This is a genomic window from Marivita sp. (genome assembly GCF_965656765.1).
In the GTDB taxonomy this organism is placed as follows: Bacteria; Pseudomonadota; Alphaproteobacteria; order Rhodobacterales; family Rhodobacteraceae; genus Marivita.
Window position 1 is genome coordinate 1 of record NZ_CBFHLV010000056.1, and the last position, 21,691, is coordinate 21,691.

The window sequence follows — 21,691 nt, forward strand, 5'->3', positions numbered from 1 at the left end:
AGGTCCGGGGCGCCTTGCCCCGCCGCGCAAGAGAACGGTCATGGCCCAACGGGCGGCGCCGCTTTCGTTTCGATCTTTGGGAGGCATCTCCCACAATGCAAAACACCCGGCGGGGACTTTCCCGACCGGGCGTTTGTTGTGGCGTGTCGGTCAGGCGCGTCTACCTGACCGTGATCGGTCAGCCCAATTCGGCCAACCGGTCCATCGCGTCCTGCAGCTTGGCGGCCTCGTCTTCACGCGCTGCCAAATTGGCACGGGTTTCTTCGACCACCTCATCCGGCGCGCTTGCGACGAATTTCGGGTTGTTCAACCTCCCCTTCATTCCGCCGATTTCCTTAGCAAGCTTTTGCAACGCCTTGTCCAGACGCGCTTTTTCCTCGTCCACATCAATGATGTCGGCCAATGGAATGCCAAAAGTCGCGCCATCGGCAGGAACCGTTGCGCAGCCTTTGGGGAAGCTGTCGACCACAGTGAGCTCATCAATCCGCGCCAGACGCTTGATCAGCACCTCGTTTCGGTCCCATGCTGCCTTCGCCGCATCGCCGTAATCCTTGACGACCAGTGGAAGATAGAGCCCCACCGGGACGTGCATCTGCTGCCGTGCTGACCGAATGCCTTCGATCAGACCAATCACCCAGTTCATTTCGCGGTCGGCCTCTGCATCGATCAGATCGGTGCCATAAGTCGGCCAATCCGCATGAACCAGCATCTTGTCGCGCGTGCCTGTCACCGCCCAAAGCTCTTCAGTGATAAAGGGCATGATCGGGTGCAACAGGATCAGGCACTGGTCGATGACCCACGCCATTGTCTCTTTGGTTTCCGCCGTTTGCGGGCCTTCGTCGAGCAACAGCGGCTTGGAGAATTCCACATACCAGTCGCAGACTTTGCCCCAGACAAAGCGATAAAGCGCCGCCGCCGCATCGTCGAAACGGTAGGCATCCAGCGCTGCATCCACCTCGGCGCGCACGCGGGCGGTTTCACCAATGATCCAGGTGTTCACGGTCGCGGTGGCCTTGGGGATGTCGGTGTCTGGCGTTCGGTTCTCGAACACGCCATTCATTTCGGCAAAGCGGGTCGCATTCCAAAGCTTCGTCCCAAAGTTCCGATAGCCTGCGATCCGCTGCATATCGAGCTTCAGAACGCCACCCAATGAGGCCATCGCAGCATTGGTAAAGCGCAGCGCGTCGGCGCCGTATTCGTCAATGATCTCAAGCGGATCAACCACGTTGCCCAGCGACTTGGACATCTTCTTGCCCTTCGCGTCGCGGACAAGACCGTGCAGGTAGACATCCTTGAAAGGGATCTGATCGACGACTGCCAATTGCATCATCATCATTCGCGCGACCCAGAAGAACAGAATGTCCTGACCGGTCACCAGAACAGATGTGGGGAAGTATTTGGTCAGTTCCGGCGTCTGTTCCGGCCAGCCCAGTGTGCCGATTGGCCAGAGACCCGACGAGAACCATGTGTCCAGAACGTCAGGGTCCCGAGTCAACGCAACACCTTCGCCCGCCATGGCTTGCGCCTCGGCCTCGGTCGGCGCGCAGAACTGGTTGCCATCGCCGTCAAACCAAACAGGGATCTGATGCCCCCACCACAGCTGGCGCGAGATGCACCACGGTTCGATATTCTCGAGCCAGTGGAAATAAGTCTTCTCGCCCGATTCCGGGACGATCTTCACGTCGCCATTGCGCACCGCATCCAGCGCGGGGCGAACGATCTTCTCTGCGTCGACAAACCACTGGTCGGTCAGCATCGGTTCGATCACAACCTTGGAGCGGTCGCCAAAAGGCTGCATGATGGGCTTGGCTTCGACCAGCGGCACCAACGTGTCCTCGCGTGCTTCGCCGCCCTCTTCAGGGGCTACCGGTGCTTTGGGCGATCCAAGGCGTGGGTCGGTGACGGGAACCATTACGGCCAGACCTTCGGATGTGATTTCGTCAATCACAGCCTTGCGGGCCTCGAACCGGTCCAGACCGCGCAGATGATCGGGAACAAGGTTCAGCGCGTCGGTTTCCGCCTCGGTCAGTGTGCGTTCGCCCCGTGCTACGGCGCCCGCAACTAGTGCTGCCTCGGCATAGGACGCACCGTCGTCGCGCATGTGGGCCTTGGTGTCCATCAGACGGTAGCACGGGATGTTTCCGCGCTTGGCAACGCCATAGTCGTTAAAGTCATGCGCGCCGGTGATCTTGACCGCGCCGGACCCGAAGTCAGGGTCGGGGTAGTCGTCGGTGATGATCGGGATCAGGCGTCGGTGCTCTTTCGGTCCAACCGGAATCTCGCAGAGTTTTCCGACGATTGGCGCATACCGCTCATCCGACGGGTGAACCGCAACAGCGCCGTCCCCCAACATGGTTTCGGGGCGCGTCGTGGCGATGGAGATATAGTCGCGCTCTTCCTCCAGCACGACGTTCCCGTCCTCGTCTTTCTCGATATAGGTATAGGTCGCACCACCCGCGAGCGGGTATCTGAAGTGCCACATATGGCCGGGGTTCTCGATATTCTCGACTTCGAGATCCGAGATCGCGGTCTCGAAATGCGGGTCCCAGTTGACCAACCGCTTGCCGCGATAGATCAGGCCCTTGTTGTACATATCCACGAAGACCTTGATCACTGCGTCATGGAAGTTCGGCCCATTGCCGCGATCCGGGTCGCCGGCCGCGCCGCCCATGGTGAACGCCTCTCGCGACCAGTCCGCCGATGCGCCAAGGCGCTTGAGCTGTCCGATGATCGTGCCGCGCGATTTGACCTTTTGTTGCCAGACGCGATCAAGGAACGCGTCACGCCCCATCTCGCGACGGCTTGGTTCGCCATTGGCGGCCATTTCACGCTCGGTCACCATCTGCGTGGCGATGCCCGCGTGGTCCGTGCCCGGCTGCCAGAGCGTGTCAAAGCCGCGCATCCGGTGCCAGCGGACAAGGATATCCTGCAACGTGTTGTTGAACGCGTGCCCCATGTGCAGCGAGCCGGTGACGTTCGGCGGCGGGATCATCACGCAGAATGTTTCATCGCGGGACGCATTGGCCCCCGCTTTGAAGGCACCACTGTCTTCCCACGCCTTGTAAAGCCGCGCTTCGGCGGCCTGGGCGTCGAATGTCTTTTCCATCGCCATGGGGTCAGTTCCCGCTTTTGTGCCGCCCAATGGGCCGCATGTGTTCCGTTCCGCCTCATCTAGCGAAAGGGCGCAGAAAGGAAAACCCAGAGGGTGCGGGAAAATGGGTCATGCGGGTGAAAGGGGTCTGAAAAGAAAAAACGGTGATGCCAAGGGAGGAGAGGCATCACCGTTTCCAGTTCATGACGTCCAGGGAGGAGGAGAGGACGCCGAGTTCTTATGGGCCGTAGCCCGGAATATGTGACGGTGACACCAGGGAGGAGGAGAGGTGCCACCGTCTAGTTCACGACATCCAGGGAGGAGGAGAGGATGCCGAGACCGTGTGGGCCGAGGCCCGAAACCTGTGACGGTGACACCAGGGAGGAGGAGGAGAGGTGCCACCGTCTAGTTCACGACATCCAGGGAGGAGGAGAGGATGCCGAGATCGTGTGGGCCGAGGCCCGAAACTTGTGACGGTGACGCAAGGGAGGAGGAGATGCGCCACCGTCAAATACGGAGCACCCAGGGAGGAGGAGAGGGTGTCCGATTTGTTTGGCAAGGGGCCCGATCAGGGGCCGTGCTCACCGAATTCTGGTCAGGCTTCGTATGCAGCCTGATATGCAACGCGTTTGATCTCGGAATGGTTCAATCCAAGATCGCAAAGTTCGCGGTCCGACAGCGCGCTGAGTTCGCGAAGGGTGTCACGATAGACCTTGCGGCGTGCCGCTGCGGCGCGGTAATCTGCTACAAGCGTGTTCATCCGGTCAATGATGCCGTTGCCGACTGCGCCGAGACTGTTTGTTTCGTATGCCATGTATCTGCTCTGTTCGAATATGTGTGTTTCTGTTCGCTTGAAACAAAGATAGGCAAATGCTGCGCCTGCACAATAGTTTTTTGCCTCAACGCTGCTATGCAGCAATTGCATAGACCAAATGGTTCAAATTTGTGCGTTTTGCGCTAACAGCGCTAATTTTGGGGCAAGCGGTTGAAGCTTAACGGCACGGCTGCCATTTGTTTTACATAAAGATGAAAGGTTGTGCATGTCGGCAACACCCGAACAGATTCGCGCTGCGCTGGCCCGGGTGGCCATTCCGGACGGTAAAGACCTTATTTCGGCTGATTTGGTGCGGGCGATTCAGGTGGATGGGTCGTTTGTACGCTTTGTGATCGAGGCGCCATCCCCCGAGATTGCCCGCCTGATGGAGCCTGTGCGCAAGGCCGCTGAAGCCGTTGTCGCCGAACTGCCGGGCGTGTCTGAGGTGTCAGCAGCGTTGACTGCGCATGGACCTGCCGCAGCGCCACCCAAAGGCCTCAAGATCGGCGGACACATGAAACCGCAGGCCGGATCGCTCAAACCTTCGGGTGTGGCGCGGATCTTGGCCATTGGATCGGGTAAGGGCGGTGTCGGCAAATCCACGGTATCGTCGAACCTTGCCGTAGCGCTTGCGCGTGCGGGACGCCGTGTTGGTTTGCTTGACGCCGATATCTACGGCCCCAGCCAGCCACGTATGATGGGCGTCTCGCAAAAACCCGAGAGCCCAGACGGCCAGACGATCATTCCTCTGAAGGCGCATGGTGTCACGGTGATGTCCATCGGATTGATGCTGCCCGAAGAAAAGGCTGTGGTTTGGCGTGGTCCGATGTTGATGGGTGCGTTGCAACAGATGCTGAGCCAAGTGGCTTGGGGCACGTTGGACGTGTTGCTGGTCGATCTGCCTCCGGGCACGGGTGACGTGGCGATGACCCTGTGCCAAAAGGCCGAAGTGACGGGGGCGATCGTGGTATCGACACCTCAGGACGTGGCGCTGCTCGATGCCCGTAAGGCACTGGATATGTTCGAAACTTTGAAAACGCCGGTTTTGGGGCTGATCGAGAATATGGCGGTGTTCACCTGTCCGCATTGCGGCGGTCAAAGCCACATCTTTGGGGCAGGTGGCATGGTGGCCGAGGCGTCTGCGCGTGATGTGCCGCTATTGGCGCAGCTGCCACTGGATCTGGACACCCGTCTGGCCGGTGATGGCGGTGCCCCTGTTGCGGCAGGGGATGGGCCGATGGCAGATGCCTATGGAATCCTGGCGGATCGGTTGATTCAGGGTGGAATGGCCTGAGTTGGGCGCAGGGTAAGTTAACCCATCGCAATGCTTCGTTTACAGAGCGGCGCGCGCGCCAGCGGATTTAACGTGCCACGGTCAAACGCTGGCTGAACCGATAGCTGGATTTCGTAAGGCCCTTGGGTGCACGCGGGAATCGGGCGCGTTTTACCGCGGCCAACGCGGCCTGATCCAAGCGGCTGTTTCCCGAGGACGCCGCGATAGACACGCCGGATACGCGCCCCGTGGGTGTGATCGCGATCACCAGCTTCACCGTGCCCTTCGCGCCGCGCGGGGGACGATGGGCGCGGCGCAACGCAGACGTGATCTGTGCGCCCCATTGCTGTTCAAGTCCTGCCAGTTGTGCTTTCGATGGCCCGCGCGGTGCGGGCGCTTTGGCGGCTGGTGCCGGGCTGGCCGCTTGGCTTGCCCCCGATCCTTTTGCAGTTTGTTTGGGCCGCGAAGCGCTTTGCGTCTGCTTTGGTTTGGGCGCTGCCCGCGGTGCAGGTCTGTCCGGACGCAGCTCTGGGCGCAAGGACGCGATTGGGGCGGTCCGGCTGACTGGCGGTGTCGTGTCAATTCTTGGGGAGGTTGGCGCAGTCTCTGCCATTTCGAACGGGGCTGGCGCAGTAAGGCGTGGCCTGCTGTGTGCCGATGCTGGTACGTCCGGCGCGTCAGTTTCTTGCGCCATGGGGACCGGCAGCGTGTCTGGTGTGGTCTGGGCCAGTGGCACGGGCGGCGCGGGCAAGCGCGTTTCGGCTTGCGGTAGCTCTGGTGCGGGGCTGGGGGGCGCCAGAGCGATTGCATGCGGCTGTTGTGACACTGGTGCGTCTTGGCGTGGGCGGTCAGGGGCGAACGCTGCCTTTGGAGTCATCAAATTTGGCGCTTCACTGACCTCAGGCGCACGTTCCCAGTCTTGAACCATCGCGGCAAGGGTGGGCGTTGCGGCCTGAACGGTCACATCCGCCTCGCCGTCAGGCCCGTCACTTGTCCCTCCGCTTTGCAGGGGGGCAACGGCCAATGTCGCCGCGTGAAGTGCACCGGATAAAGCGATAAAGGCTGTGATCTCCAGAATGCGCATCAGCCACCCTCTGTCACGATCTCTACGCGGGTCGCGCCGAGAGCGGTTAGAGTTGCAAGGATTTGAGCCAGGGTCGCGGCTGGCAGGTTGGCGTCGGCGTGCACGCGAAGCGGGTCTTCTGCGGCTATCGAAATGGCTTGCGTCAACGCGAGATCGCCACGCGCGGTGTCAAAGGCGATTTCTCCGTCATCATTGATATAAAGTGCGTTTTGACCTGTATCCTCGTGCCCGGTGGCGCGTGGCAAGTCCAGATCAAACGGGGCCGGGGGCACGATCTGAGCGGTCATCAGAAAGAAGATGAGCAGCAGGAACACCACGTTGATCATTGGCACAACGGGTTCGCGTGCAGACCGCCGCGACTGCGGCTTGATGCGTGTGCGGCGTCTCATTCCAGCACCACAAGGTTGGTCCAGCCGGCGGCGCGCAGGGCGCCCATCGCGTTCAGTAGATGCTGCACCGATGCGCCGTCGCGGGAGCGCAGGATGATGATGTCCGTGTCGCGGGTCATCAAGGGGGTCAGGGCTGCAACCGGATCAGGTGTTTCAACTCCGTTAACACTCAGGCCGTCTGGCAGGACAGTGACCAGTCGTGGTGGCCCGTCATATTGCGTCGAGCCGCTGCCTGACAGCGTCACCGGGATCGCGTCGGTGACGCCGAACCGGGCGGCGAGCATGAAGAAGACCAGTAGCAGGAACACAACGTCGATCATCGGGGTCAACCCGATGCGGCGTCTGCGTTTCTGGTGGCTTAGGTCTAACATGTCAGCCTTGTTTGCTTTTGCTCAGGATTCGGGTGGCAAGGTCGTCAAAATCATGGGCCAGTTGGTCATTGATGCTGTCGAACCAGCTGAGCGCCATGGAAGCTGGGATCGCCACGGCCATGCCTGCGGCGGTGGTCAAAAGCGCCTCCCAGATGCCGCCGGCAAGGGCGGAGGGATCGGCGCGCGCGCCGCTGTCCTGCAGCGCCTGAAATGCGTCGATCATGCCAAGTACGGTGCCCAGAAGACCGATCAGTGGCGCGATGGTCGCGATAAGATCGAGGGCGCGCAGGCCGCTGCCAGCGTCCATCAATGCGCCACGGGCGACACGGGCGGTTTCATCCCGGGCATCTTCGGCGGTAAGGGATTGGCTGGCGTTCATCGCGGTTTTGACCACACGGGCGCGCAGGCCGTTGCGCGACTGCAGGCCAGACAGAGCTTTATCGTGCTGGCCACGTTGCCAGAGGTTCACCGCTGCCTCGGTTGCGTCTCGACGCCATGCCCCCATGAGCGAGAGCCGCCATAGCTTCCACAAGATTAGGCCAAGGGTGATAACACTCAGCCCCGCGATGACCCAGAGCGCGGGGCCCCCGATGTTCAGAAAGGCGATGATGTCGGTCATGCGGGCTGTCCGTTTTCTTGTGCGGCTTGGGTCATGTCAGAACCCCCAAGGGCTGTACGATTGGGCCTTGTGGCGTGTCGAGCACGTCTGCTTTCAGGTGGAATACCTCGGCCAGCATCCTGGGGGTAAGCACGTCGCGCGGCGGACCGTCGGCGATAATCTGGCCTGCGCCCATTAGTATGAGCCGGGTGCAATAGCGCCCCGCAAGCGACAAGTCGTGGAGCGAGGTCAGCACGGCGCGGCCTTCTTTCGCCAAGGTCTCAAAGACCTGAAGCGTGGCGATCTGGGCGGCGGGGTCGAGGCCTGCAATGGGTTCGTCAGCCATCAACAGCGGCGTGTCTTGTGCCAAAGTACGTGCGATCAGAACACGGGCCTGTTCGCCCCCGGAGAGGGCGGTGGCCAGCCGTTGGCGGTAATTCTGCAATCCCATGCGCGCGAGGGCTGCATCGACGGCGGTTTGGTCTGTCTCTGATAATGATGCGCCACGGGCGAGATATGGCAGCCGACCTAGTGCCACGATCCGCTCGACGCTCATCGGCCACGCGATTTCGCGGGTTTGTGGCAGCCATGCCGCTTGTGCTGCGCGTTTGCGCGGCGGCAGGGCGGCAAGACTGCTGATGCCGTCGGAGGGCAGCAGGCCCAACGCGCCGCGCAACAATGAGGTCTTGCCTGCGCCGTTGGGGCCGATCAGGCCGACGCATTCGCCGGGTCCGATGGACAACGATGCGGCATCGACCACCGGGCATTCGCCGCGTTTGACGGTCAGGTTTTGCAACGACAGAAGGGTCACGCAATTTCCCTCCGTGTTTTATATATAAGGTGCAAAAATAGAGGTGCACCAATCAGGGCCATGACAACACCCAGTTTCAAGTCGCGTTCCAGCAGCACCAACCGGGTCACCAGATCAGCGGCCAGAACCATCGAAGCGCCACCAAGGGCCGAGGCCCACAATAAGGTGGAGGGTCTGCCTTCGGCAAAGCGTCGCAAGATGTGTGGCACCACAAGGCCGACGAACCCAACAGCACCCGCGACGGCTGTGGCGGCGCCGACTGCGGCGGCGGTGCCGAACAGAAGTTGAACGCGCATCTTCGAGAGTGAGATGCCCATTGCCTCGGCGGCGTCTTCGCCCAGCGTGAGCGCATCAAGGCCACGGCCCAGAGAGGCCAGAGCGATCCATCCCAGCGCCATGATCGGCAGAGCGAGCCAGACATGGCTCATGGCGCGATTGGCGACTGAGCCCATCATCCAGAACATGATCTCGGACGCGGCATAAGGGTTGGGCGACAAGTTGAGTGTCAACGAGGTGAGCGCTGCGGCAAAAGCCGACACTGCAATGCCAGCAAGGATCAGCGTCAGGGATGAGCCACGCGGTCCGGCAAGCAGGAGGATCAGCCCGACTGCCAGCCCGGCAAATCCCAGTGAGGTGATCGGAAGTGCGAGCAAAAAGGTCGCAGCAAATCCGGTTTGCAGCGCGATCACGGCGCCAAGGGCGGCAGACCCAGACACGCCAATCAGGCCTGGTTCGGCCAGCGGGTTTCGTAAGAAACCCTGCATCGCGGCACCGGCAAGGCCCAACGACACGCCGATCATTGCCGCAAGCAATGTGCGGGGCAGGCGGATTTCCTGCATGATCGTGATGTATAGCGGGTTGCCGCGCCCAAAGAGCGCGTTCAGACCCTCGGGGACAGAGATCGCCGCATAGCCGACAAAAAGCGATGCGAGAAACATCACCCCTGTCAAACTCATCAGCGCACTAAAGAGCTTCACCGCTCTGCCTCCCGCGCATTTAACATATCAAGCCTTCGGGACGCGCCCAAAGACGGTGACTGTCACCACACCGGAGTACCGTCACATCCCGCGCACCCCGCGCGAGTGTAGGGTGATCTGTCACGGCAGGTCTCCTGACTTGCGGGTCGGGGCGTGTATCGGGCCTTCCCGGTTTCCCAGTGGCATTTGCCGAACACGCTCGCCGCTTACAGTTGCGGGGGCAGTCGTGGTGTTGCACCACGTTCCCTTTTCACCGGGTTTTGCCCGGACCATGACACGTTCGGCGTACAACTGGGCAGATCGCATTGCAAGCTTTGCCATTCTCTGGTCGCGGATGGGCCAAGTATGGGAATGTGCATGGGAAATGATGGGACATGTCGTCATTGCCGCGTGTGGCATTCCGAATCAAATCGATGATTCGGCTGGATTTCGCCTAAAATTTACGATTCTTGTTGGGCGAATACCTTGTAATTTTCAAATGTTCTTGATTTGTTTTATCTCGGTGTGGGAAATTATGGGCAAAAGTGGTGTGCCGACGTTGTGACTACATCTTGTATAGGTTCTTCGTCAGTTGCGCGTATTTGGGGTGATTTGGTTCAGATTTTCTCTAGATACGGTTCTCTAAGAGTGTCTAAAACTACATCTGGACAGAAGTTCCCATAAAAAACTGTTGCGACCCATGCTTTCCCATGGCATCCCTAATGCACGAGATGAGAGCAGGAACAGCAAACGAGGCGACACAGACCTCGACGCGGTATCCAGATAATAAAAAAAGCAGGTTTCATACAGGCACCCGCTTTCATCGAACGACAGAGATCCGGCGCGCGGGCGAGCAGACATCCCCCCAGGTGGCGCGCGCAGTCGGACATTCCCGGAAACGGGACACGGGCGGCGGGTTGATCAGTGGCAGCAGATCAACCCGCCGTTTCCGTTTCCAGGGATCAGCGCAGTGAAAGGACCGGTAGGGCAGTGACCCGTAGGTTGAGGTTCAGAGGCGAAAGCCATCACAAGGTTGATGGTAAGGGCAGGGTGTCTATCCCAGCCACGTTTCGTCGTGTCCTCGAGGCGGGCGATCCTGCGTATACTGACGGCCTGAACCCTGAGCTGGTCATCGTCTACGGCGACAAACGCCGGAAATACCTTGAATGTTATACGATCGAAGCCATCGAAGAGGTGGATGAAAAGATCGAGGCGCTCCCGCGTGGGTCGGTTGAGCGTAAGATGTTGCAACGCCTGTTCAACGGACAATCCCATGCCACTAGTGTGGATGAAACCGGGCGGCTGGTTTTGCCTGCCAAGCTGCGCCAGAAGATCGGGCTGTCGGCTGAGGCGTTTTTCATCGGTGCCGGTGATACGTTCCAGATCTGGGACCCCGAGACCTTTGAAGCCGAAGAACAGGCCGCGACGGATGAATGGCTGGACGAGTTGCCAGATGATGTTGATCCGCTGATCTATCTGGATCAGCAGCCGGGGGGCTGATCGGATATGTCTGCTGCCGCTGCCACACCGTCCGATGATCCGCACATTCCTGTTCTTCTTGCCCCGCTGTTGCGCGCAGTTGCACCGGTCAGTGGTGTATGGGTCGATGGCACTTTTGGCGCCGGCGGCTATGCGCGTGGGTTGATCGAAGCGGGCGCGAAAACAGTCATTGGGATTGATCGCGACCCGCTGGCACATGAAATGGCTGCGGCGTGGTTGCCCGAGTTCGGCGGTCGGATTGTGTTGCATCAGGCCAATTTCGCTGAAATGGATCAGATCGCTTCGGACGTGGATGGCGTTGTTCTGGACCTCGGCGTGTCGTCGATGCAGTTGGATCAGGCGGACCGTGGATTTTCGTTCATGAAGGACGGTCCGTTGGACATGCGCATGGGGCAGGACGGTCCGTCAGCGGCGGATATTGTCAACGGCGCGGACGAGTTCGATATCGCGGATATTCTTTATACGTATGGCGAAGAGCGCGCCTCGCGACGGATCGCCAAGTCGATTGTTGCGGCGCGCAAGATGGCACCGATCACGCGGACGCTTGAGCTGGTCAAGATCATCGAATCCTGCCTTCCGCGCCCCAAGCCTGGGCAATCGCACCCGGCGACGCGCAGTTTTCAAGCCTTACGCATTGCCGTGAATGACGAATACGGCGCGTTGATGCAGGGCTTGATGGCCGCCGAGCGTGCGTTGAAGCCTGGCGGGCTACTGGCCGTGGTTAGCTTTCATTCGGTTGAGGATCGCATGGTCAAGCGTTTCATGCAGGCGCGCGGTGGACAAGCGGGACGTGCCAATCGCTATGCGCCTGAAATCGAGACAGAAATCCCGGCGTTTCAGATTGTGACCCGCAAGGCTGTGGGTCCGGATGATGATGAGCTGGCGGTCAATCCACGGTCGCGGTCTGCCAAGTTGCGTGTGGCGCGCCGCACCGAAGCCCCGGCGGGCGAAATTGACGCCGGGCAAATTGCCTTGCCTCAGTTGAAGGAGGATCGCTGATGCGTTCCCTGCTTTATGTCCTGACGTTCCTGACCGTCATCGGGGCGGCGTTTTGGGCTTATCATGAGAATTACAAAACACAGGCCGCGTTGGGTGAGGCCCAAGCGGTGCGGTCTGACATTGCGGCTGCGCGGGCTCGGCTGGCTGTGTTGCGCGCCGAATGGGCGTATTTGAACCGTCCCGACCGATTGCGCGATTTGGCCGAGGTGAATTTTGAACGCTTGGGCCTCATGCCGCTGGAACCGGATCAGTTCGGGCGGGTCGATCAGATTTCGTACCCCAAGCCGCCGGAATTGCCTATTACCGATCCGGTTGAGATCTCAAGCGCAGGCGCACAGGAGCAAGAGCCATGATCCGCACGCCGCTTCGGCCCTTAGCGCAAATCCTTGATGCGCGACGTAAGGGTGAAAACCCCGACGCCATCGAACGTGAAAACTTGCGGATTCGGCACGAACAGATGCGCGACAAAGCCAGATCCCGCGCCGAAGGTCGGTTGCTGGTGATGGCGGTCATGTTCTTTTGTGCGTTCGGAGTGATTGGCGCACGCATGGGTACTTTGGCGGCATCTGAGGCAGAAGAGCCGCGGGCGCAGGCCACGGGCGCGTCGATCATCGCCAGCCGCGCCGATATCGTTGACCGTCAGGGGCGCATTCTGGCGACCAACATGGAGACCTTTTCGCTGTATGCGCATCCGCAGCAGATGGTTGATCCGCTCAAAGCTGCAAAAGAATTAGTATATATTTTTCCAGAGCTTAGCGAAGAGCGTTTGCTTAAAGACTTCACTGGCAAGCGTAAGTTCATGTGGGTGCGTAAAAAACTTAGCCCAGAGCAAAAACAGAAAGTTCATGATATCGGTGAGCCAGGGCTGTTGTTTGGGCCGCGCGAGATGCGGCTTTACCCCAATGGTGCGCTGGCATCGCATATCCTTGGTGGAGCGAGCTTTGGCCGTGAAGGTGTTCATTCTGCTGAAGTTATCGGCACCGCGGGGATCGAGAAGTTCTTCGATGAGGACCTTCGCGACCCGGCACGTGAAGGTGCTCCGCTTGAGCTGTCATTGGACCTGACCATTCAGGCTGCGACCGAGCGCGTGTTGCTGGGCGGCATGAAGCTGATGAATGCCAAAGGTGCGGCCAGCGTTTTGATGGATGTGCACACCGGTGAGGTGATCGCGATTGCGTCTTTGCCTGATTTTGACCCGAACGACCGTCCGCGCCCTTTGACCGAAGGCGAGGCGTCAGACAGTCCGCTGTTCAACCGGGCGGTTCAGGGGGTGTACGAGCTAGGGTCGACCTTCAAGGTGTTTGCGTCTGCGCAGGCGCTTGAATTGGGGTTGGTCAATCCAGAGACAGTGATCGACACGTCTGGCCCGATGAAGGTGGGCGGGTTCAAGATCGGTGAATTTGCCAACAAGAATTACGGCCCGTTGTCGGTGTCCGATATCATCGTCAAAAGCTCGAACCGTGGAACGGGGCGATTGGCGTTGGCGATTGGGACGAAGCGTCAGCAGGAGTTTTTGAAGAGCCTTGGATTCTTTGAGCCAACGCCGCTTGAGATTGTGGAAGCCAAGGGTGGGCAGCCACTGTTGCCCAAACGCTGGACCGATTTGTCGAGCGTGACGATATCTTACGGTCACGGCCTGTCATCGAGCCCTCTGCATCTTGCCGCTGGTTATGCGGCGCTTGCCAATGGTGGCTATAAGGTGGAACCGACGCTGCTCAAGCAGGATGGTCCGGCGCTTGGCCCACGTTTGATGTCCGAGCGGACCGCGCGACAATCGCTTGATATGCTTCGTAAAGTTGTGACCAAGGGCACCGCCAGTTTTGGCGAGGTTCCGGGGTATTTCGTGGGTGGTAAAACTGGCACAGCGGACAAACCCAAAGCGCGCGGTGGCGGGTATTATGATGACAAGGTGATCAACACCTTTGCGTCAGTCTTTCCGACCAATGACCCAAAATATGTGCTGATCGTCACGCTGGATGAACCTGTGGAGACCAGCGGGAAAAAGCCGCGTCGGACCGCCGGTTGGACCGCTGTTCCGGTGGCTGCAGAAATGATCCGGCGCGTCGCACCTCTTCTGGGCTTGCGCCCGGAGATGGAAACACGGCATTTGTCAGGCATCATCAACACCTCGAACTGAGCGACGCTGCCGGAGAGAGGCATAAGACACGAGGGGGTCGTCATGGCAGCAGAGGCCAAAAGCCTGAGCGAGCTGGGTCTGACGGCGCGCGGTGGCGCGGACGTGGTCATCACAGGGCTGGCCGTGGACAGCCGCGATGTCAAAGAGGGTTATTTGTTTGCGGCGCTGCCGGGCACGAAGATGCATGGTGGCGAATTTATCCAATACGCTTTGCGCATGGGGGCGGCGGCTATCCTGACGGATGTCGAAGGGGCCGAGATCGCCAAAACGGAATTGAACGCATCGCATGCAGCTGTGGTGATCGCCGCTGACCCGCGTCAGACCTTGGCGTTTTGTGCAGCGCTTTGGTTTGAAAAACAGCCCGATACGATGGTTGCCGTAACCGGAACAAACGGCAAGACCAGTGTCGCAAGCTTCGTGCGCCGGATCTGGCAATTGCTGGGCCATCCGGCTGTCAATCTGGGCACCACGGGGGTTGAAGGCGATTGGCAAGTGCCGCTTATGCACACTACACCTGAACCGATTACGCTGCATCGCGCATTGGCTGGTGCGGCAGACGCCGGGATTGACCATGCCGCGATGGAGGCATCTTCGCACGGGTTGGCGCAGCGGCGGCTGGATGGGGTCAACCTGCGCGCGGCGGGGTTTACGAATTTCACGCAGGATCATTTGGATTACCACGACAGCTTTGAGGCGTATTTTGACGCCAAGGCGGGTCTGTTTGCGCGGGTGCTGCCCGAAGATGCGATTGCGGTGATCAATATCGACGATGCGCGCGGGATCGACATGCTTGCCATTGCGCGGGCGCGTGGCCAAGAAATCATGACTGTCGGCAAGGATGTTGGAGCAGATATGTGCCTGTTGGCGCAACGGTTTGATGCCACCGGGCAGGACGTGCGGATCAAGTTTGGTGGCGAGACATTTCAGACGCGGCTGAACCTTGTCGGCGGATTTCAGGCCGAGAACGTCATGGTGGCAGCCGGTTTGGTGATTGCCAGCGGCGCGACCCCGGATCGAGTGTTTTCGGTGTTGCCCGAATTGGAAACTGTGCGTGGACGGATGCAATTGGCCGCAACGCGCGGCAATGGCGCGGCCGTGTATGTGGATTACGCGCATACACCTGATGCCGTGGCGACCGCTTGTCGGGCGATCCGTCCGCATGTGATGGGGCGCTTGGTGGCGATTGTGGGCGCGGGCGGCGATAGGGATCCGGGAAAACGGCCCTTAATGGGGGCGGCTGCGGCGGAGTTTGCGGATCAGGTGATTGTCACGGATGACAATCCGCGGAGTGAAGACCCTGCGTCTATTCGAGCTGCTGTTTTGGAGGGGGCTCCGGAGGCGACAGAGGTCGGCGACCGGGCCGAAGCCATCCTGCGCGGTGTCGATGCGGTTGGGGCAGGCGACGCGCTTTTGATCTGTGGCAAGGGGCACGAAACCGGACAGATTGTTGGCGACACGATCTATCCGTTTGACGATGTGGAACAGGCCAGCGTGGCAGTGGCGGCTTTGGACGGGAAATTGGCATGACCCTTTGGACAAGCGCAGAGGCGGCAGAAGCGACGGGTGGTCAGGTTTCAGGTGACTGGGTGGCAACGGGTGTGTCCATCGACACCAGAACGATCCAGCCCGGGGATCTTTTTTTGGCGTTGACGGCGGCGCGCGATGGGCATGACTTTGTTGCGCAAGCGTTGGACAAAGGGGCTGCGGCTGCTTTGGTCAGCCGGGTGCCAGATGGCGTGGCAGAAGATGCGCCATTGGTGATCGTTGACGATGTTCAGACCGGGCTTGAGGCGTTGGGCCGTGCATCGCGGGCACGAACAGTCGCCAAGGTGGTGGGCGTGACCGGGTCGGTTGGCAAGACCTCAACCAAGGAAATGCTGCGCACGGTTCTGGGCGCACATGGCCGAGTGCATGCAGCCGAGGCCAGTTACAACAACCATTGGGGTGTGCCGCTGACACTGGCGCGGATGCCGCGCGATGCGGAATTCGCAGTGATCGAGATCGGGATGAACCACCCCGGAGAGATCGCACCGTTGAGCAATCTGGCGCGCCCGCATGTGGCATTGGTGACCATTGTGGCGCCTGCTCATTTGGAGGCATTCAAGAGCATCGACGGGATTGCGCATGAGAAAGCGTCGATCTTTGATGGGTTGGAGCCGGGAGGCGTGGCGATCTGGAATGGAGATCTGCCCACAAGCGCTATTCTGCAAGCGGAGGCCGAAAAGAAGGCGACTGTCAGCGTGTCGTTTGGTGAAAGTGATGGTTGCGATATGCGTGTCACCTCGGTGCGGGAAAGCGATGGCTACAGTGTTGCTCAAGCCGAGGTCGACGGTGGCGAGCTTCTGTACAAGATCGACGCGCCGGGCCGGCATTTCGCCATCAATGGTGCTGCGGTTCTTGCTGTGGCTGAAGTGTTGGAACTGGACCGCGCGCTGTCTTTGGCCGCGATGGGACGTTGGCATCCGGGGGCGGGGCGCGGCGCGCATGTGACGATCCCGTTAGACGAGGCAGACCCAACCGCAACACTGGCGTTGTTTGACGACGCATATAACGCCAATCCTGCGTCGGTTGCGGCATCGTTGTCAGTGTTGGCCGCGGCACCGGTGCAGCATGATGTCGGGCGTGTAAGCCGGGGGCGGCGCGTAGCCGTTCTGGGTGACATGAAAGAGCTTGGTCCGACCGGGCCGGACTTGCATGCGGCCTTGGCTGATCTGGAGGCGACCCGGACGCTGGACAAGGTGCATTGCGTCGGTCCGTTGATGCGGCACCTTTGGGACGCGTTGCCCGAAGAGCGTCGTGGAATGTGGTATGAGACATCAGACGATATGGCCGCGCGATTGCCCCGCCAGTTAGATGCGGGGGATGTTGTGATGGTCAAGGGATCGCTGTCGATGCGGCTGGCCCGCGTGGTTGACGCCATCCGGAATATGAGCCAAGGCAACCTCCGCGACGAGCCGGAAGGATAAAAGTTCATGTTGTATTGGTTAACCGCGCTGTCGGACGGAGGGGATTTGTTCAATCTCTTTCGCTACATCACGTTCCGCGCGGGTGGCGCGTTTTTGACTGCTTTGCTGTTTGGGTTTTTCTTTGGCAAGCCGCTGATCAACGTGCTGCGTAAACGACAGGGCAAGGGCCAGCCGATCCGCACCGATGGGCCGGAGGGGCATTTTTCCAAAGCGGGCACGCCAACAATGGGCGGGCTGCTGATTGTCGGGGCGCTGCTGACATCGACGCTTCTTTGGGCGCGTTTGGACAATCCATTCGTGTGGATGGTGCTGTTTGTCACGATGAGCTTTGCGCTGATCGGATTTGCCGATGACTATGCCAAGGTAAAAAAACAAAATACTGCAGGTGTGTCTGGTAAGGTGCGGTTATTGCTTGGGTTTTTGATTGCCGCCATCGCAGGTTACTGGGCTGCGCAATACCATCCCGAGGAGTTGACGAACCAGCTGGCGTTCCCGGTGTTTAAGGACACGCTTTTGAACCTTGGGTATCTCTTTGTGCCATTTGCGGTCATCGTGATTGTCGGCGCGGCCAACGCGGTGAACCTGACGGACGGTTTGGACGGTTTGGCCATCATGCCGGTGATGATCGCGGCAGGCACACTGGGCGTCATCGCCTACGCGGTGGGCCGGGTCGACTTTACTGATTACCTCGACGTGCATTACGTGCCCGGCACAGGAGAAATCCTGATCTTCACGGCTGGGCTGTTTGGCGGTGGTCTGGGGTTCCTGTGGTACAATGCGCCGCCTGCGGCTGTGTTCATGGGGGATACCGGTTCCTTGGCCCTTGGTGGCGCGCTGGGTGCGATCGCTGTGGCGACGAAGCACGAGATCGTGCTGGCCATCGTAGGCGGTCTGTTTGTGGTCGAAGCGCTGTCGGTGATCATTCAGGTGCTCTACTTCAAGCGGACAGGCAAACGCGTGTTCCTGATGGCGCCGATCCATCACCATTATGAGAAAAAGGGCTGGGCCGAGCCACAGATCGTGATCCGGTTCTGGATCATATCACTTATTCTCGCGCTGATTGGTTTGGCGACATTGAAGGTGCGCTGACGCGCGCTGGGTTTTTCGTCCTTACGCCTTTGGCGACGTCCTCCGGCAAGTGCTGCCGTGACGCCTTTGCCAAGCGGGGCGCAGAGGGCAATGGTGCGTTTGCATATTTGGAAAAAGAAGACGTGTGGACTCGCTTTTCCAAGACGTGTCAACTAAAGTTGACACATTGCGAAAGGCGGAGTCGGATATGGATGGTGGTCGGATTGGGCTGACAGTGCCGAAGATTGGCGGTGCGCCGCGAGCGGGGCTATGTACCGATTGCGGTGTTTCGCGTATGGGTGATGGCCGCGCGTGCGGGAAGGCCTGCCAATTCATTCAGCCGGAGTACGAAAGCCTTGAGGCCTTGGTGCATGGACGTGTGGCTGGCAATGGGGACGAGGCGTTTTTCGGTGTGTCCCAAGCGATGCATCGTGCGCGGCTGGAACCTGCGGCAGAGGGCGCGCAGTGGACCGGATTGACCACGGCGCTTGCCGCAGAACTGCTGCGCGCAGGGGCTGTAGATGCAGTTCTGGCGACCGCGCCTGACCCGGAGGATCGGTGGAAACCGCTGCCCGTCATTGTCACGGAGGCCGAACAGATGGCCCAGTGCCGGGGCATGCGCATGGGCTATGGGCCGCTTCTGGCACTTTTGGAGCCTGCCCGCGCGGCGGGGCATCGACGGATCGCGGTGGTGGGCATCCCCTGTCAGGTCTACGCTCTGCGGGCGCTGGAGGCGGAGCTGGGCTTCGATGAGATCACGGTGATCGGTACGCCCTGTTCCGATAACACCACGACCGAAAATTTCCACGCCTTTCTGGCGCGTTTGGACGACAAGCCCGAAACCGTGTCTTATCTCGAGTTTCGCGCGGATTACCGGGTCGAATTGCGCTTTGACGATGGGCGTAAGCCGCGCTTTGTGCCGTTTCTCAAGCTGCCGCTGTCGGACTTGCCCGCGGATTTCTTTCCGATGACCTGCAAGACTTGCGTGGATTACACGAACCGTCTGGCGGATATCACCGTCGGGTATATGGGTGGGGATGGCGACCAATGGCTGATTGTGCGCAATGCGCGCGGGGCGGCTGTGCTGGACAGGCTGGGGGACCGAGTGGTTCGACGCGATCTGACAGACAAAGGCAAGCGCGAGGCGGCTGTGAAAGGCTTTATGGCCAACACCGAACGGGCAGCGGGTGGCATGCCGCTGCGCCGGATGCCCGATTGGGTGCGGCCCATTGTGGCGTGGTTGCAGCCGCGCACCGGACCGCGTGGGCTAGAGTTCGCCCGGGCGCGGGTTGAAATGAAGGCGATCGAGACAATTTTGCACCTGCGGCGGGCTCATCCGGCCAAGATAAAGAACATGGTGCCTGACCATGTCTGGCGCGTGGCAGCCCGCTATGGTCTGATGCCAAGGGACGACGAGACGCGCAGATAGGCCAAAGGTCAGATTGCGCGATATCTGAACGCGCGTTAGGGAGGTGCGCAGATCAAGGAAGACCGCGCATGACTCGCATTGCTCATATCGAACTGGACGACGGCAATCTGCCCCCGCCCACCCCCGAGATCGAACAAGAACGCCGCGTGGCGATGTTCGACCTGATGGAACATAATACGTTTGAGCTGCCAAATCGTGACGGCAAACCTGTACCGTCCGGCCCGTATCATGTGGGGCTGTCGATCAAGGACAAGCGGTTGGTGTTCGATGTGACCACGGAAAGCCATGAAAAGGCTGCTGAATTCCATCTGTCTCTGACGCCGTTCCGGCAGGTGGTCAAAGATTATTTCCAGATCTGCAAATCCTATTTTGATGCAGTCAAAACCCTGCCGCCCAGCCAGATCGAGACCATCGATATGGCGCGGCGCGGTATCCACAACGAAGGTGCGCGCATCCTGCAAGAGCGGCTTGAAGGCAAGGTCACGGTGGACGAGGATACGGCGCGGCGTTTGTTTACCCTCGTTTGTGTCCTGCATTTCGGGGGCTGAGGTTTGAAATCGTTGCCGCAGTCGATTCTGTTTTGCTGCGATCACAATGCTGTTCGGTCGCCGATGGCCGAAGGAATCATGAAAAAGCTCTATGGCTTTGAGACCTATGTGCAATCTGTCGGTGTGATGAATGACCTGGAGATTGACGGCTTTGCCATCGCAGTCTGCAAAGAGATCGGTGTCGAGATGAGCCGTCATCAGTCGCGCAGTTTCGATGAGTTGGAAGAAAACGGCGAGGCGCTGTCGGGGTTCGATTTGATTGTGGCGCTGTCGCCGGCATCACAGAGGCGGGCGCTTGATTTGACGCGGTTTTATCATCTGACGGTGGAGTATTGGCCAATCATGGACCCAACGGGCCTTGGTGAAACGCGCGAGCAAAAGCTGAATTCCTATCGGCAGACCCGCGATCAGTTGGTCGAACACCTGAAACGGAAATGGGGAGGACAAGCATGAGCCGGGCAACCATCGAACGGTATTTCGACGCGTTCAATCGCAACGACGTGCCCGGCATGCTGGACTGTCTGACCGATGACGTGGCGCATCATGTGAACGAGGGTAATATCCGCATTGGGCGTGATGCGTTCGAGGCGTTCTGCCAGCACATGTCGCGGTGTTATGACGAGACACTGACCGAGCTTGTCGTGTTTGTTGCCGAAGACGGCGCGCGCGGTGCTGCGGAGTACATGGTGAACGGCACGTATCTTGTCACCGACGAAGGGCTGCCTGACGCCACTGGACAGGGATACCGTTTGCCTGCGGGGTCTTTCTTTTCACTGCACGAGGGCAAAATCAGCAGGGTTGTGACTTATTACAACCTGAGTGACTGGATCGCTCAGGTGTCTTGATGCGGATCGAGGCGCTGACTGGAGAGGCCTTGGATGCGGCGCTGGACGATGTCGCAGAGCTCCGCATTCGGGTGTTTCGGGACTGGCCGTATCTTTATGACGGCGATCCGAACTACGAGCGCGAGTATCTTGAAACCTATCGGACGTCAGAAGCGGCCTTGCTTGTGGGTGCGTTTGATGGGGCAAAGCTGGTGGGGGCTGCGACGGGCACGCCCATGACAGATCATGCCGAGGATTTTGCGGCGGCTTTTGACCAGACCGGTCTACGGCTCGCGGATATCTTTTATTGTGCTGAGTCGGTGTTGTTGCCCGAGTATCGTGGGCAAGGTGTTGGTCATCGGTTCTTTGATCTGCGCGAGGCACATGGCCGGTCTTTGGGGGCGACAGTTTCAGCTTTTTGTGGAGTGGTGCGACCGCAGGATCATCCGTTACGGCCGGCCGGGTATTGGCCCTTGGATGGGTTCTGGCGCAAGCGCGGTTATGTGCCGCTGGACGGAGCTGTGGCGTGGTTTTCCTGGAAAGACGTCGATCACACAGATGAGACCAAGAAGCCTTTGCAGGTATGGACACGGGTATTGAGCGGGGTTGGAATATGAGAGTTGCAGCGGCGGCGTACCCCATGGATTTTCTCGATTCTTGGGGGGCTTACGAGGATAAGCTGACACTTTGGGTAAGCGAAGCAGCAGATGCCGGGGCAGACCTGTTGGTATTCCCGGAATATGGCGCGATGGAGTTGGCGACGCTGGCCGGACACGAAGCAGCCCTTGATTTGGAGGCGTCGCTGCATGCGGTGTCAGATCGGGTAGCTGACG

The 21,691-nt window shown here is 59.7% G+C and carries 22 protein-coding genes, 1 pseudogene and 1 riboswitch; of the genes and pseudogenes, 15 read left to right on the top strand and 8 right to left on the bottom strand.

Annotated elements, in window-relative coordinates:
- Nucleotides 1-178: 178 nt before the first annotated feature.
- On the bottom strand, nucleotides 179-3,112 hold the full coding sequence (locus ACTG4M_RS13610) for a valine--tRNA ligase (protein WP_439124213.1): 2,934 nt from the start codon (nucleotides 3,110-3,112) through the stop codon (nucleotides 179-181).
- Between the two features lie 574 nt (nucleotides 3,113-3,686).
- On the bottom strand, nucleotides 3,687-3,905 hold the full coding sequence (locus ACTG4M_RS13615; RefSeq protein ID WP_439124214.1) for a DUF1127 domain-containing protein: 219 nt from the start codon (nucleotides 3,903-3,905) through the stop codon (nucleotides 3,687-3,689).
- A 226-nt stretch (nucleotides 3,906-4,131) separates the two neighbouring features.
- Here ACTG4M_RS13615 and ACTG4M_RS13620 point away from each other — a divergent pair, with 226 nt between their 5' ends.
- Entirely contained in the window at nucleotides 4,132-5,199 is a 1,068-nt protein-coding gene (locus ACTG4M_RS13620) for an Mrp/NBP35 family ATP-binding protein (protein ID WP_439124215.1), read from the top strand.
- 67 nt (nucleotides 5,200-5,266) lie between these two features.
- Here ACTG4M_RS13620 and ACTG4M_RS13625 read toward each other — a convergent pair whose 3' ends face one another.
- From ACTG4M_RS13625 to ACTG4M_RS13650, 6 genes are read right to left on the bottom strand one after another with little or no spacing between them, the layout of a single operon-like run.
- Nucleotides 5,267-6,262 (bottom strand): TonB family protein, encoded by a 996-nt coding sequence (locus tag ACTG4M_RS13625; RefSeq protein ID WP_439124216.1) that lies wholly within the window; start codon nucleotides 6,260-6,262, stop codon nucleotides 5,267-5,269.
- Entirely contained in the window at nucleotides 6,262-6,651 is a 390-nt protein-coding gene (locus ACTG4M_RS13630) for an ExbD/TolR family protein (RefSeq protein ID WP_439124217.1), read from the bottom strand. The genes ACTG4M_RS13625 and ACTG4M_RS13630 overlap by 1 nt, the downstream gene beginning before the upstream one ends.
- Nucleotides 6,648-7,022 (bottom strand): ExbD/TolR family protein, encoded by a 375-nt coding sequence (locus ACTG4M_RS13635; protein ID WP_439124218.1) that lies wholly within the window; start codon nucleotides 7,020-7,022, stop codon nucleotides 6,648-6,650. Before ACTG4M_RS13635 ends, ACTG4M_RS13630 begins: the two co-directional genes overlap by 4 nt.
- A 1-nt stretch (nucleotide 7,023) precedes the next feature.
- Nucleotides 7,024-7,641, bottom strand: coding sequence for a MotA/TolQ/ExbB proton channel family protein (locus tag ACTG4M_RS13640; protein ID WP_439124219.1), 618 nt, complete (start codon nucleotides 7,639-7,641; stop codon nucleotides 7,024-7,026).
- A gap of 31 nt (nucleotides 7,642-7,672) precedes the next feature.
- Entirely contained in the window at nucleotides 7,673-8,431 is a 759-nt protein-coding gene (locus tag ACTG4M_RS13645) for an ABC transporter ATP-binding protein (RefSeq protein WP_439124220.1), read from the bottom strand.
- Entirely contained in the window at nucleotides 8,428-9,408 is a 981-nt protein-coding gene (locus ACTG4M_RS13650; RefSeq protein ID WP_439124221.1) for a FecCD family ABC transporter permease, read from the bottom strand. The genes ACTG4M_RS13645 and ACTG4M_RS13650 overlap by 4 nt, the downstream gene beginning before the upstream one ends.
- Nucleotides 9,409-9,515: 107 nt before the next feature.
- Nucleotides 9,516-9,697: riboswitch (cobalamin riboswitch) on the bottom strand.
- On the opposite strand from ACTG4M_RS13650, the gene ACTG4M_RS13655 reads away from it, so the two are divergent.
- From ACTG4M_RS13655 to ACTG4M_RS13720, 14 genes and pseudogenes are all read left to right on the top strand, one after another.
- Nucleotides 9,680-9,952 carry a hypothetical protein gene (locus ACTG4M_RS13655; protein ID WP_439124222.1) on the top strand — a complete coding sequence of 91 codons (273 nt, stop codon included), beginning with the start codon at nucleotides 9,680-9,682 and terminating at the stop codon, nucleotides 9,950-9,952. (Overlaps the previous riboswitch by 18 nt.)
- Before the next feature lie 425 nt (nucleotides 9,953-10,377).
- Nucleotides 10,378-10,887, top strand: coding sequence for a division/cell wall cluster transcriptional repressor MraZ (mraZ, locus tag ACTG4M_RS13660; protein ID WP_439124223.1), 510 nt, complete (start codon nucleotides 10,378-10,380; stop codon nucleotides 10,885-10,887).
- 6 nt (nucleotides 10,888-10,893) lie between these two features.
- On the top strand, nucleotides 10,894-11,886 hold the full coding sequence (gene rsmH / locus ACTG4M_RS13665) for a 16S rRNA (cytosine(1402)-N(4))-methyltransferase RsmH (RefSeq protein WP_439124224.1): 993 nt from the start codon (nucleotides 10,894-10,896) through the stop codon (nucleotides 11,884-11,886).
- A complete protein-coding gene (ftsL, locus tag ACTG4M_RS13670) occupies nucleotides 11,886-12,239 on the top strand; it encodes a cell division protein FtsL (RefSeq protein ID WP_439124225.1) in 354 nt (117 codons plus the stop codon). Before rsmH ends, ftsL begins: the two co-directional genes overlap by 1 nt.
- Nucleotides 12,236-14,023, top strand: coding sequence for a peptidoglycan D,D-transpeptidase FtsI family protein (locus ACTG4M_RS13675; protein ID WP_439124226.1), 1,788 nt, complete (start codon nucleotides 12,236-12,238; stop codon nucleotides 14,021-14,023). The genes ftsL and ACTG4M_RS13675 overlap by 4 nt, the downstream gene beginning before the upstream one ends.
- Before the next feature lie 42 nt (nucleotides 14,024-14,065).
- Nucleotides 14,066-15,550 carry a UDP-N-acetylmuramoyl-L-alanyl-D-glutamate--2,6-diaminopimelate ligase gene (locus tag ACTG4M_RS13680; protein WP_439124227.1) on the top strand — a complete coding sequence of 495 codons (1,485 nt, stop codon included), beginning with the start codon at nucleotides 14,066-14,068 and terminating at the stop codon, nucleotides 15,548-15,550.
- Nucleotides 15,547-16,989, top strand: coding sequence for a UDP-N-acetylmuramoyl-tripeptide--D-alanyl-D-alanine ligase (locus ACTG4M_RS13685; protein WP_439124228.1), 1,443 nt, complete (start codon nucleotides 15,547-15,549; stop codon nucleotides 16,987-16,989). The genes ACTG4M_RS13680 and ACTG4M_RS13685 overlap by 4 nt, the downstream gene beginning before the upstream one ends.
- Before the next feature lie 6 nt (nucleotides 16,990-16,995).
- Entirely contained in the window at nucleotides 16,996-18,078 is a 1,083-nt protein-coding gene (gene mraY / locus ACTG4M_RS13690; protein WP_439124229.1) for a phospho-N-acetylmuramoyl-pentapeptide-transferase, read from the top strand.
- Nucleotides 18,079-18,265: 187 nt separating this feature from the next.
- The gene (locus ACTG4M_RS13695) at nucleotides 18,266-19,486 is read left to right on the top strand and encodes a Coenzyme F420 hydrogenase/dehydrogenase, beta subunit C-terminal domain (protein WP_439124234.1); all 1,221 of its coding nucleotides are present in this window, start codon (nucleotides 18,266-18,268) and stop codon (nucleotides 19,484-19,486) included.
- A 68-nt stretch (nucleotides 19,487-19,554) separates the two neighbouring features.
- Complete coding sequence (locus ACTG4M_RS13700; RefSeq protein WP_439124230.1) at nucleotides 19,555-20,034, top strand: UPF0262 family protein; 480 nt, start codon at nucleotides 19,555-19,557, stop codon at nucleotides 20,032-20,034.
- 3 nt (nucleotides 20,035-20,037) lie between these two features.
- Entirely contained in the window at nucleotides 20,038-20,487 is a 450-nt protein-coding gene (locus ACTG4M_RS13705; RefSeq protein WP_439124231.1) for a low molecular weight phosphatase family protein, read from the top strand.
- A complete protein-coding gene (locus ACTG4M_RS13710; protein WP_439124232.1) occupies nucleotides 20,484-20,879 on the top strand; it encodes a ketosteroid isomerase-related protein in 396 nt (131 codons plus the stop codon). Before ACTG4M_RS13705 ends, ACTG4M_RS13710 begins: the two co-directional genes overlap by 4 nt.
- On the top strand, nucleotides 20,879-21,475 hold the full coding sequence (locus ACTG4M_RS13715; protein WP_439124233.1) for a GNAT family N-acetyltransferase: 597 nt from the start codon (nucleotides 20,879-20,881) through the stop codon (nucleotides 21,473-21,475). Before ACTG4M_RS13710 ends, ACTG4M_RS13715 begins: the two co-directional genes overlap by 1 nt.
- Nucleotides 21,472-21,691: pseudogene (locus ACTG4M_RS13720) on the top strand (amidohydrolase); the annotation flags it as partial. The gene ACTG4M_RS13715 and the pseudogene ACTG4M_RS13720, both read left to right, overlap by 4 nt.

Coding starts and splice junctions, on each gene's coding strand:
- ACTG4M_RS13695 (WP_439124234.1), top strand. CDS start 18,266: ATGGATGGTGGTCGGATTGGGCTGACAGTGCCGAAGATTGGCGGTGCG.
- ACTG4M_RS13610 (WP_439124213.1), bottom strand. CDS start 3,112: ATGGCGATGGAAAAGACATTCGACGCCCAGGCCGCCGAAGCGCGGCTT.
- ftsL (WP_439124225.1), top strand. CDS start 11,886: ATGCGTTCCCTGCTTTATGTCCTGACGTTCCTGACCGTCATCGGGGCG.
- ACTG4M_RS13700 (WP_439124230.1), top strand. CDS start 19,555: ATGACTCGCATTGCTCATATCGAACTGGACGACGGCAATCTGCCCCCG.
- ACTG4M_RS13620 (WP_439124215.1), top strand. CDS start 4,132: ATGTCGGCAACACCCGAACAGATTCGCGCTGCGCTGGCCCGGGTGGCC.
- rsmH (WP_439124224.1), top strand. CDS start 10,894: ATGTCTGCTGCCGCTGCCACACCGTCCGATGATCCGCACATTCCTGTT.
- ACTG4M_RS13680 (WP_439124227.1), top strand. CDS start 14,066: ATGGCAGCAGAGGCCAAAAGCCTGAGCGAGCTGGGTCTGACGGCGCGC.
- ACTG4M_RS13715 (WP_439124233.1), top strand. CDS start 20,879: ATGCGGATCGAGGCGCTGACTGGAGAGGCCTTGGATGCGGCGCTGGAC.
- mraY (WP_439124229.1), top strand. CDS start 16,996: ATGTTGTATTGGTTAACCGCGCTGTCGGACGGAGGGGATTTGTTCAAT.
- ACTG4M_RS13710 (WP_439124232.1), top strand. CDS start 20,484: ATGAGCCGGGCAACCATCGAACGGTATTTCGACGCGTTCAATCGCAAC.
- ACTG4M_RS13675 (WP_439124226.1), top strand. CDS start 12,236: ATGATCCGCACGCCGCTTCGGCCCTTAGCGCAAATCCTTGATGCGCGA.
- ACTG4M_RS13635 (WP_439124218.1), bottom strand. CDS start 7,022: ATGTTAGACCTAAGCCACCAGAAACGCAGACGCCGCATCGGGTTGACC.
- ACTG4M_RS13625 (WP_439124216.1), bottom strand. CDS start 6,262: ATGCGCATTCTGGAGATCACAGCCTTTATCGCTTTATCCGGTGCACTT.
- ACTG4M_RS13615 (WP_439124214.1), bottom strand. CDS start 3,905: ATGGCATACGAAACAAACAGTCTCGGCGCAGTCGGCAACGGCATCATT.
- ACTG4M_RS13630 (WP_439124217.1), bottom strand. CDS start 6,651: ATGAGACGCCGCACACGCATCAAGCCGCAGTCGCGGCGGTCTGCACGC.
- ACTG4M_RS13685 (WP_439124228.1), top strand. CDS start 15,547: ATGACCCTTTGGACAAGCGCAGAGGCGGCAGAAGCGACGGGTGGTCAG.
- ACTG4M_RS13640 (WP_439124219.1), bottom strand. CDS start 7,641: ATGACCGACATCATCGCCTTTCTGAACATCGGGGGCCCCGCGCTCTGG.
- ACTG4M_RS13655 (WP_439124222.1), top strand. CDS start 9,680: ATGACACGTTCGGCGTACAACTGGGCAGATCGCATTGCAAGCTTTGCC.